The sequence below is a fragment of the Xinfangfangia pollutisoli genome (assembly GCF_020179405.1).
GTDB classification, from domain to species: Bacteria; Pseudomonadota; Alphaproteobacteria; order Rhodobacterales; family Rhodobacteraceae; genus Pseudogemmobacter; species Pseudogemmobacter pollutisoli.
Genome location: NZ_JAICBZ010000014.1, coordinates 50,011 through 59,363 on the forward strand (window position 1 = coordinate 50,011; position 9,353 = coordinate 59,363).

Below are 9,353 nucleotides of genomic sequence, written 5' to 3' on the forward strand. Positions count from 1 at the left end.
TCGTTCCCATTTTACATCCCCCCAACCGGGGCGGCGCAGAAACCTTAGGCCATCGGGCCGGTGGTTCAATGGGGAAAAAACGCCGCCCCGCCGCAGGATCGCTGCGACGGGGCGGACAAAGGGCGGAAATGCCCGCGTGGGGGCAGGATCAATAGCGGTAGTGATCGGCCTTGTAGGGGCCTTCGACCTTGACGCCGATATACGAGGCCTGTTCCGGTTTCAGCTCGGTCAGTTTCACGCCGATCTTCTTCAGATGCAGGCGCGCCACCTTTTCATCCAGCGCCTTGGGCAGGATGTAGACACCGGGGGCGTAATCCTGGCCCTTGGTCCACAATTCGATCTGCGCCAGCGTCTGGTTGGTGAATGAGGCCGACATCACGAAGCTGGGGTGGCCGGTGGCATTGCCCAGGTTCAACAGCCGGCCTTCGGACAGAAGGATGATGCGGCTGCCCGAGGGCATCTCGATCATGTCCACCTGGTCCTTGATATTGGTCCATTTGTGGTTGCGCAGCGCCGCGACCTGAATCTCGTTGTCGAAATGGCCGATATTGCCGACGATCGCCATGTCCTTCATCTCGCGCATATGCTCGATGCGGATCACGTCCTTGTTGCCGGTGGTGGTGATGAAGATATCGGCCGAGGCGACTTCGTCTTCCAGCACGGTGACTTCGTAGCCGTCCATCGCCGCCTGCAGCGCGCAGATCGGGTCGACTTCGGTGACCTTCACCCGCGCGCCCGCACCGCGAAGCGAAGCGGCCGAGCCCTTGCCGACATCGCCATAGCCGCAGACCACGGCGACCTTGCCGGCCATCATCGTGTCGGTGGCGCGGCGGATGCCGTCGACCAGCGATTCCTTGCAGCCATATTTGTTGTCGAACTTCGACTTGGTGACCGAGTCATTGACGTTGATCGCCGGGAAGGGCAGCTGGCCCTTCTTGTGCAGCTCGTACAGGCGATGCACGCCGGTCGTGGTTTCTTCCGACACGCCCTTGATCGCGGCGCGCTGCTTGGTGAACCAGCCGGGGCTGGCGGCCAGGCGCTTCTTGATCTGGTTGAACAGGCAGACCTCTTCGTCGCTGGTCGGCACCGCGATCAGATCGGTTTCGCCGGCTTCGACCCGCGCGCCCATCAGAATGTACAGCGTCGCGTCGCCGCCATCGTCAAGGATCATGTTGCAGGTGCCGCCTTCGCCGCCGAACTGGAAGATGCGGTCGGTGTAATCCCAATATTCCTCAAGGCTTTCGCCCTTGATCGCGAAGACCGGGGTGCCCGAGGCGGCGATCGCGGCGGCAGCGTGGTCCTGGGTCGAGAAGATGTTGCACGAGGCCCAGCGCACATCGGCGCCCAGCGCCTTCAGCGTCTCGATCAGCACGCCGGTCTGAATGGTCATGTGCAGCGAGCCGGCAATGCGCGCGCCCTTCAGCGGCTGGCTGGCCCCGAATTCCTCGCGGCAGGCCATCAGGCCCGGCATTTCGGTTTCGGCGATGGTCAGTTCCTTGCGGCCGAAATCGGCCAGGGCAATGTCTTTGACGATGTAATCGGCCATGTCGCCGCTGCTCCACGATTGCTGCTTGGCAGCGCACTTAGCATCAAGGGCGCTTTTCGGCAACGCTGCGGGCCGCGGGTGGGCGGCGACAATCCGTTCAACTTGCGAGATCGACCTTGGCAAACACCATGTCGGGGGTGGCCGACGCGGTCCAGCCGGTGCCCGAGCTGACAATGCAGGCAATCCCGTCATTGCCCTTGTGAACCAGCGTCCAGGTGCCCATCAAGTCGGAGGCGTAAAGCTCCATCATCAGGCCGTCGGCCTTCACTTCGGTCTCGACCAGGCTTTCGGCGAAATCGTGGTCCAGCCCGGCAACCATGGTGGCATGCGCCTCGCAATGCGGGCGGTCATAGGCTTCGGATGCGGCAAGCCCGTCCATGCCGTAGATGGCCAGGTCATCGGTGCCCGCGCCCGAAAAGGCCGGATAGGCGGTGATTTCCGCGGCAGGTGCGGCCAGGGCGGCCGAGCGCGAGGTGTCGGCATCCAGCGAGCCGACCATGGCGGCATAACCCGAGGCAATCATTCCAAGGGCCAGGAAAGGGATCGGATTCATCCGTGCTGTCTCCTGCTTTCCGGCGCGCTGCGGCGCCTTGACGTTCGGGTCAACAACGCGCGGCAGCGCTTTGGGTTCCCTGCGGCACGGGACGGGCGCTTTACAGGCCGGCGGCGGGCGCGCTATCGGCGGGCCAGGACAGGGCGGATGACGGCGCAAAGGAACAGGGCGATGGCGCGACAGGCGCGGGCATGGCAGCGGATGCTTTCGGGGCGGCGGCTGGACCTTCTGGACCCCACGCCCATGGATATCGAGATCGAGGATATCGCCCATGGTCTGGGTTTCGTGGCGCGCTGGAACGGCCAGACCCGCGGCGACTGGCCCTATTCGGTGGCCGAGCATTCGCTGCTGGTCGAGGAAATCTTCCTGCGCGCCAATCCGGGCATTGCGGTGAAATGGCGCCTGGCGGCCTTGCTGCACGATGCGCCGGAATATGTGATCGGCGACATGATCAGCCCGGTCAAGGCGGCGGTGGGCGCGGCCTATGGCGCGCTGGATGAAAGGCTGACCGCGGCGGTGCATCTGCGCTTCGGCCTGCCGGCCGCGCTGCCCGTGGCGGTGAAAAAGCAGATCAAGGCGGCCGATCGGATCTCGGCCTGGCTTGAGGCGGTGCAGATCGCCGGGTTTTCCGAAGCCGAGGCGAACCGGCTGTTCGGCAAGCCCGATCCGATGCTGATCCGCGGGTTGACGATCAAATTGCGTCCGCCCGTCGCGGTGCGGGCGGACTATGTCGCGCGGTTCAACACCCTGCTGGCGGGCTGCTAGACCCCAGGGCTAGCGCAGAAGCCCGGTCAGCCCGAACCAGCGGCAGCGGGTTTGTTCGTCGCTTTTCGCGTCGCGGCGATACGGCCGGCCCTGATCCGGCAAGGGCTGCATCCGCGTGGCAATGAGCAGCGCGTCGGCAAAAATATGTAACATTTCCTGCTCCTCTTCTGGATGGATCATGCCATAGTAATGGCAGAAACAGCGGTGTTCCTCGAGTCAGCAAGTTTTCCAAACTATAAGGTGATCTAACATATGCCCATCGCCTGGAACCGCCTTCCGCCGCTGACGGCCCTGCGCGCCTTTCAGGCCGTGGCCGAGCTGGGCGGGCTGTCGGCGGCGGCGCGGGCGCTGAATGTGACCCATGCCGCAGTGGCCCAGCAGATCCGCGCGCTTGAGGCGCATCTGGGCGTGGCGCTGGTGCTGCGCGCGGGCCGCGGCATGGCGCTGACGCCCGAAGGCGCCGATCTGGCCCGCAGCCTGGGCGAGGGCTTTGCCGCGATCCAGTCGGGGGTCGAGGCCTTGCAGGCCGGCGGGGCGGATCGCCCGGTGAAGATCACCCTGACGCCCAGTTTCGCCACCCAATGGCTGATGCCGCGGCTGAAATCGTTCTGGGACCGGCACCCTGACATCGCGCTGGCGCTGCATCCCGATCCGCGGGTGTCCGATCTGAAGCGCGAGGGCATGGATCTGGGCATCCGCTATGGCAATGGCAGCTGGCCGGGGGTCGAGGCGCGGTTCCTGACCTCGGCCCGGATGGCGGTGGCGGCCTCACCCGCGCTGCTGGCCGGGCGTCCGACCCTGACGGCGGACGAGATGCAGGCCGAAGACTGGATGCTGACCCGCGACTGGCCCGAGCAGGAGAATTACCTGCGGGCGCTGGGCCTGCAGCCGGAAAGCCTGAGCCGCACCGAATTCCCCGATGAAAGCCTGTCGCTGGCCGCGGCGCGTCAGGGGCTTGGGATCGTTCTGGAAAGCATGGCGCTGCTGGAAGACGACCTGAGCGCAGGCCGGCTTGTCCTGCTGCGCGACAGCCGGCACAGCCTGCCGGCCTATTTTCTGGTCACTGTGCCCGGGCCTCAGCGGGCGCCGGCCCGGGCTTTCGTCAGATGGCTGTTGCAGGCGGCCTGACCCCACATCGGGCCGCTGCATTCGCCCCCGACCTTAGGCCGCCATTTCTTCGGGCGATTTGCCGGCCTTGATCGCCGCCGCGTACCAACGCGGTTGGCGGCCGCGGCCGGTCCAGGTTTCCGACGGATTCTCGGGGTTGCGGTATTTCGCAGCCGAGACCGTGCGCTTGCGGCCGGCGGAAACGCCGGTCAGTTCCGCCAGCGAGAAACCCATGTCACGCGCCTTCTCTTCCAGCGCGGCCAGGGCTTCTTTCTTCTTGCGGTCCGCAAATCCCGAGATCGCCTTCGCAACCTGGGCCTGCAGATCCTTCAACTCTTTCAGGGAGAGGGTGTTTAGATCAATATCCATTGCGGGTCCTTCCGATTTACCCAAATCTCTGATCTAGGCAAAACGGCACAAATCCGCAACTCGGAAACGGTTATTTCGGGCTGCGCTTGGCCAGAATACGCTGTAGCGTACGCCGGTGCATGTTCAAGCGGCGCGCCGTTTCCGAAACATTGCGATCGCACATCTCATAGACGCGCTGAATATGCTCCCAACGCACGCGATCGGCCGACATCGGATTCTCGGGCGGCGAGGGCAGGGCGTCGCCACGCGCCAGCAGCGCATTCATCACATCATTGGCATCTGCCGGCTTCGACAGGTAATCAATCGCGCCAACCTTGACCGCCGCCACGGCCGTGGCAATGGCGCCATAGCCGGTCAGCACGACGATCCGGCAATCGGGGCGCTTGTCGCGCAGCGTCTCGACCACATCCAGCCCATTGCCGTCTTCCAGCCGCAGATCGACCACCGCATAGGCCGGCGGCCGGCTTTGCGCGATCAGCTTGCCCGCGGCAACGCTTTCGGCCGTTTCCGGCAGGAAGCCGCGCTTCTCCATTGCCTTGGCCAGACGCTTGACGAAGGGCTCGTCATCATCGACCAGAAGCAGGCTCCGGTCGGGCCCCAGATCCGGTGCCGTGTCTTCCGTCATACGCATGTCCCCCGTTCGCCGTTCGGCCGAGATTAAGGTCAATCCAGGAAGGGGTCAATTTCCGCGCGGTGCCGCGTCAAGGAAGCAGCCCACGCCCTGGGCAACCTCTTCCGCCGAGGCGCCGTGCTTGTAGAAATCGGCAAAGCCCGATCCCGGCAGCATCAGATAGCTGAAGGCCGAGTGATCCATCAGATAGTAATTCGGATCGCCGTCTTCCTGTTTCTTGAAATAGACCCGGTAGGCCTTGGCGGCCGCCGCGATCTGCGCGTCGCTGCCGGTCAGCCCGATCGCGCGCGGGTGGATATTGGCGGCGAAATCGCCCACCGCCTGCGCGGTATCGCGCGCCGGGTCGATGGTGATGAAGACCAGATTGATGTCCTGGCCCTGCTCTTCCAGGATGTCGGCCGCTTCGGCGTTGCGCGACATGTCCATCGGGCAGACATCGGGGCAGAAGGTATAGCCGAAATAGACCAGCGTGGGCTTGGTCATCACCTCGGCATCGGTCACGGTCTTGCCGTCCTTGTCGACCAGGGTGAACGGCCCGCCGATATCGGCGCCGCCGGTCTGGCCCTGGCGGCATTGGGCGAAGGGGTCGGCCGGCTGCAGCGACGACTTGCCCACGATGTATGCGCCGGTCGCGATAAGACCCAGCGCGACAACCGCCGCCGCCACTGTCGCATAGAGTTTCACCATCTCGGCACCCCCGGTTTTCGTTGCGGCGCCATTGATTGCCCGGATCGCCGCCCGTAACAATGCCGAAAAGACCCCAGGAACGGCAGGAAGATGCGGCAGGACGGCACACAGGGCATCTGGTCGGCCGAGGCAGTGGGCAATTGGGTTCGGCTGCGGACGCTGATCTTCCTGCGCTGGATGGCGGTGATCGGCCAGCTGGCCGCCATCACCGTGGGCGAGCGCTGGTTCGGCCTGCAGCTGCCCTTGGGCCTGTGCTATCTGGCGGTCGGCACCTCGGTGATCGCCAATCTGGTTTCGGTCTTCATTTTCCCCGAAAACAAGCGGCTGTCGGAATTCGAGGCGCTGCTGACGCTGCTGTTCGACCTGGCGCAGCTGTCCTTCCTGATCTTCGTGACCGGCGGGCTGACCAATCCTTTCGCGCTGCTGATCCTGGCGCCGGTGATCATCTCGGCCTCGGCGCTGGGGCTGCAATCGACGCTGATCCTGTCGGGCACGGCCATCGCGCTGGTCTCGGTCACGGCCTTTGCCAATATCCCGATCCGGCTGGCCGATGGCAGCGATCTGGCCGTGCCGCGGCTGTTCGAATTCGGCTTCTGGCTGGCCATCGTGGTCGGCATCGCCTTTCTGGGCCTGTATGCCCGCCGCGTCGCGACCGAGATCCGCGACATGGCCGATGCGCTCTTGGCCACCCAGATGGCGCTGGCGCGCGAACAGAAGCTGACCGATCTGGGCGGCGTGGTCGCGGCAGCGGCGCATGAGCTGGGCACGCCCCTGGCGACGATCAAGCTGGTCTCGTCCGAGCTGATGGCCGAATTGCAGGACAAGCCCGATCTGCTTGACGACGCCAAGCTGATCCGCGACCAGGCCGATCGCTGCCGCGACATTCTGCGCGGCATGGGCCGGGCCGGGAAGGACGATCTGCAGACCCGCCAGGCGCCGCTGGGCTCGGTGCTGAAAGAGGCGGCCGAGCCGCATATGCTGCGCGGCAAGCAGGTGGAATTCACCCTGCGCGCCCTGCCCGGCGGCAGCCCGCGCCAGCCCACGATCCTGCGCCGGCCCGAAATCATCCACGGGCTGCGCAATCTGATTCAGAACGCGGTCGATTTCGCCCACAGCACTGTCTGGATCGACGGGGAATGGAGCGACAGCAGCATCTCGATTCGGGTGGTCGACGATGGCGACGGCTATCCGCCGCATGTCATCGGCCGGATCGGCGACCCGTTCGTGCGCGCCCGCCGGACCGAGCAGGATCTGACCCGCCGCCCGGAATATGAAGGCATGGGTCTGGGCCTGTTCATCGCCAAGACGCTTCTGGAACGGTCGGGGGCGCAGATGTCCTTCGCCAATGCCGCCGACCCGTTCCTGACGCCCGAAGAGCGCCCCGAACGCTGCGGCGCCCTGGTCGAGGCGGTCTGGCCGCTTGCGGCGCTGGAGGCCCCCGCCGCCGCCACCGCGGCCCTGAACCAGCGTTTCGAGGCCTGAGCCCGGCCTTGCCGCGGTGCATCCGGCTGGCCCGCCCCGCCGCCCGGGCCCGGCAATTCCTGTCACGTTAACCCGGCGTTAACACATCCGTTCTTATCTGGCCTGATTTGGCCAGGGTAGGATCAGATGGATTGGTCGCTTGCCTTCGGATTGGTTCTGACTGCGGGCTTCGTGTCGCTTGCCAGCCTGCTTGCGATCGCCGCCCTGCCGGATCGCCAGGGCGCGCGGGCGCGGTCGATCTTTGCCGAAGCCACGCCGGCAACTGTGCTGCTGTTCGATGGCGATCAACTGGTCGACGCCACGCCCTCGGGCTGGGCGATGATCGCCGCGACCGAGCCGCGCGATGGCCCGGCTGCCGAGGATGATCCGGGCGCCGCCTGGATCCGGGCGCTGTCGAAGCTGGAGCCGATCTTTCCGGGCCTGGCCCAGCGCATCTCGGGCCTGCCGCGCGAGGGCCGCTTCATCCTGTGTTCGCGCGATGACGTGAAACCGCCCCTTGTGTTGCGGGCAGAAAACCTGGGCGGCCTGACCCGGCTGACGCTGCTGGATTCCCAGGCCGAGGCGCATCTGCCGGCCATCGACGGTGCCGCCGAAACCGCGATGCAGGAAGAGGTGTTCGCCCTGCGCGACATGCTGTCCCGCGCGCCGATGCTGATCTGGCGCGAAACGGCCGAGGGCGAGGTGGTCTGGGCCAATGGCGCCTATCTGAAGACCGCGATCGAGTTGATCGAGCCGGGCCAGGAACTCAGCTGGCCCCTGCCCGTGCTGTTTCCGCGCGAAGGCGGCGCCTCCGCGGCCCAGCGCCGGGTGCTGCGCATCGCCGATCAGGCCCGGTGGTACGACCTGACCCGCACCCCCCTGCGCGGCGAGACACTGAATTACGCCCAGCCCGCCGACCGGCTTGTCGCGGCCGAGCAAAGCCTGCGCGATTTCATGCAGACCCTGGCCAAGACCTTCGCCCATCTGCCGATCGGCCTGGCGATCTTCGACTCGCAGCGCGTGTTGCAGATGTTCAATCCCGCGCTGATCGAGCTGACGGGCATGCCGGCCGAATTCCTGATCGCGCGCCCGACGCTGGCCTCGCTGCTGGATGCGATGCGTGAAAAGCAGATGATTCCCGAACCCAAGGATTACCGCAGCTGGCGTCGCAAGCTGGTGGATCTGGAGGAAGCGGCGGCCTCGGGCCTGTTCGAAGACACCTGGACCCTGCCCACGGGCCAGACCTATCGCGTCATCGGCCGGCCGCATCCGAATGGCGCGCTGGCCTTCATGCTTGAGGATATCTCGACCGAAATCTCGCGCACCCGCCGCTATCGTGCCGATCTGGAACTGGGCCAGGCGGTGATCGACGCGATGGAAGATGCCGTGGTGGTCTTTGCCCAGGATGGCAGTGCCGTGCTGTCGAACCGGGCGGCGCTGGATCTTTGGCCGGGGATGGAGGCGGCGATGATCTCGGTCCCGGGCGAGGTTTCGGTTCTGGCCCTGTGGCGCGAGATGACGGCGCCCACGCTTTTGTGGAACGATCTGGCCGAATATGTCGGCAGTTTCGGCCCGCGCGACCCCTGGGATGGCGAGTTGCGGCTGAAGGACGGGCGGCTGTTGCGTTGCCGCGTCTCGGCCATGCCGCATGGCGCCACGCTGGTCAGTTTCCGCCTGCCCGACCCGGCGCTGTTGCCGGTCAGCCCGGGCGAGGAAAAGGCGATCATGATCGCCTGATCCCGGGGCCGCACCGGCCGTCCGTCTGTCGCCCCCCGCCTTGCACTTGCCCGGCGGGGCGCTAGACTCGGGCGCATGGATGCCGCCGCCCCCGTGACCCTGACCCTGCCAGATGCCGAAGCGGCAAACGCCTTTGGCACGCGCCTGGGCCATTGCCTGCGCCCGGGTATGGTGGTGCTGCTGGACGGCCCTTTGGGGGCTGGAAAAACCCATATCGCCCGCGCCGCGATCCGGGTGATCTGTGGGGCGGAAACCGAAGTGCCCTCGCCCAGTTTCACCCTGGTGCAAACCTATGACGGGCCCGAGGCCGAGATCTGGCATGCCGATCTGTACCGCCTGTCGGGTCCGGACGAGATCGAGGAACTGGGGCTGGATGCCGCGATGGGGCGCGAGATCGTGCTGATCGAATGGCCCGACCGGCTGGGCCGCGCCCTGCCCCCGGGCGCGCTGCACCTGCGGCTGGCGCATGCCGGCGAGGGGCGCGCCCTGCAGATCGA

General features: G+C 66.0%; 11 protein-coding genes. 5 read left to right on the forward strand and 6 right to left on the reverse strand.

The genetic code is table 11. From position 1 onward, the window contains the following. Nucleotides 1-148: 148 nt before the first annotated feature. The gene (gene ahcY, locus K1Y73_RS06945) at nucleotides 149-1,546 is read right to left on the reverse strand and encodes an adenosylhomocysteinase (RefSeq protein WP_225027455.1); all 1,398 of its coding nucleotides are present in this window, start codon (nucleotides 1,544-1,546) and stop codon (nucleotides 149-151) included. Nucleotides 1,547-1,643: 97 nt separating this feature from the next. Continuing rightward, entirely contained in the window at nucleotides 1,644-2,099 is a 456-nt protein-coding gene (locus K1Y73_RS06950) for a hypothetical protein (protein ID WP_225027456.1), read from the reverse strand. 171 nt (nucleotides 2,100-2,270) lie between these two features. On the opposite strand from K1Y73_RS06950, the gene K1Y73_RS06955 reads away from it, so the two are divergent. Beyond that, nucleotides 2,271-2,864 carry an HD domain-containing protein gene (locus K1Y73_RS06955; protein WP_225027458.1) on the forward strand — a complete coding sequence of 198 codons (594 nt, stop codon included), beginning with the start codon at nucleotides 2,271-2,273 and terminating at the stop codon, nucleotides 2,862-2,864. Between the two features lie 9 nt (nucleotides 2,865-2,873). On the opposite strand, the gene K1Y73_RS06960 is transcribed toward K1Y73_RS06955, so the two are convergent. Further along, nucleotides 2,874-3,044 (reverse strand): hypothetical protein, encoded by a 171-nt coding sequence (locus tag K1Y73_RS06960; protein WP_225027459.1) that lies wholly within the window; start codon nucleotides 3,042-3,044, stop codon nucleotides 2,874-2,876. A gap of 72 nt (nucleotides 3,045-3,116) precedes the next feature. Between K1Y73_RS06960 and K1Y73_RS06965 the strand changes: the two genes are divergently transcribed. Then, nucleotides 3,117-3,992, forward strand: coding sequence for a LysR substrate-binding domain-containing protein (locus K1Y73_RS06965; protein WP_225027461.1), 876 nt, complete (start codon nucleotides 3,117-3,119; stop codon nucleotides 3,990-3,992). A 33-nt stretch (nucleotides 3,993-4,025) separates the two neighbouring features. On the opposite strand, the gene K1Y73_RS06970 is transcribed toward K1Y73_RS06965, so the two are convergent. The 3 genes from K1Y73_RS06970 to K1Y73_RS06980 form a co-directional block, all read right to left on the reverse strand. Further along, complete coding sequence (locus K1Y73_RS06970; RefSeq protein ID WP_225027473.1) at nucleotides 4,026-4,340, reverse strand: H-NS histone family protein; 315 nt, start codon at nucleotides 4,338-4,340, stop codon at nucleotides 4,026-4,028. A gap of 70 nt (nucleotides 4,341-4,410) precedes the next feature. Continuing rightward, nucleotides 4,411-4,965: an ActR/PrrA/RegA family redox response regulator transcription factor gene (locus K1Y73_RS06975; protein ID WP_225027474.1), complete on the reverse strand. Its 555-nt coding sequence runs from the start codon at nucleotides 4,963-4,965 to the stop codon at nucleotides 4,411-4,413. Between the two features lie 54 nt (nucleotides 4,966-5,019). Beyond that, entirely contained in the window at nucleotides 5,020-5,658 is a 639-nt protein-coding gene (locus K1Y73_RS06980) for an SCO family protein (RefSeq protein WP_225027462.1), read from the reverse strand. Between the two features lie 90 nt (nucleotides 5,659-5,748). On the opposite strand from K1Y73_RS06980, the gene regB reads away from it, so the two are divergent. The 3 genes from regB to tsaE all read left to right on the forward strand — a co-directional run. Then, entirely contained in the window at nucleotides 5,749-7,140 is a 1,392-nt protein-coding gene (gene regB / locus K1Y73_RS06985; RefSeq protein WP_225027464.1) for a sensor histidine kinase RegB, read from the forward strand. Between the two features lie 126 nt (nucleotides 7,141-7,266). Continuing rightward, nucleotides 7,267-8,856, forward strand: a complete 1,590-nt coding sequence (locus K1Y73_RS06990; RefSeq protein ID WP_225027467.1) for a PAS-domain containing protein — start codon at nucleotides 7,267-7,269, stop codon at nucleotides 8,854-8,856. 93 nt (nucleotides 8,857-8,949) lie between these two features. Continuing rightward, the coding region (gene tsaE / locus K1Y73_RS06995) for a tRNA (adenosine(37)-N6)-threonylcarbamoyltransferase complex ATPase subunit type 1 TsaE (protein ID WP_225027469.1) at nucleotides 8,950-9,353 on the forward strand (404 nt) is incomplete at its 3' end.

What these genes read in the sequence shown, in the direction of transcription:
- K1Y73_RS06960 (WP_225027459.1), bottom strand. Translation starts at nt 3,044, where the DNA reads ATGATCCATCCAGAAGAGGAGCAGGAAATGTTACATATTTTTGCCGAC.
- K1Y73_RS06955 (WP_225027458.1), top strand. Translation starts at nt 2,271, where the DNA reads ATGGCGCGACAGGCGCGGGCATGGCAGCGGATGCTTTCGGGGCGGCGG.
- regB (WP_225027464.1), top strand. Translation starts at nt 5,749, where the DNA reads ATGCGGCAGGACGGCACACAGGGCATCTGGTCGGCCGAGGCAGTGGGC.
- K1Y73_RS06990 (WP_225027467.1), top strand. Translation starts at nt 7,267, where the DNA reads ATGGATTGGTCGCTTGCCTTCGGATTGGTTCTGACTGCGGGCTTCGTG.
- K1Y73_RS06980 (WP_225027462.1), bottom strand. Translation starts at nt 5,658, where the DNA reads ATGGTGAAACTCTATGCGACAGTGGCGGCGGCGGTTGTCGCGCTGGGT.
- K1Y73_RS06970 (WP_225027473.1), bottom strand. Translation starts at nt 4,340, where the DNA reads ATGGATATTGATCTAAACACCCTCTCCCTGAAAGAGTTGAAGGATCTG.
- K1Y73_RS06950 (WP_225027456.1), bottom strand. Translation starts at nt 2,099, where the DNA reads ATGAATCCGATCCCTTTCCTGGCCCTTGGAATGATTGCCTCGGGTTAT.
- ahcY (WP_225027455.1), bottom strand. Translation starts at nt 1,546, where the DNA reads ATGGCCGATTACATCGTCAAAGACATTGCCCTGGCCGATTTCGGCCGC.
- K1Y73_RS06975 (WP_225027474.1), bottom strand. Translation starts at nt 4,965, where the DNA reads ATGACGGAAGACACGGCACCGGATCTGGGGCCCGACCGGAGCCTGCTT.
- K1Y73_RS06965 (WP_225027461.1), top strand. Translation starts at nt 3,117, where the DNA reads ATGCCCATCGCCTGGAACCGCCTTCCGCCGCTGACGGCCCTGCGCGCC.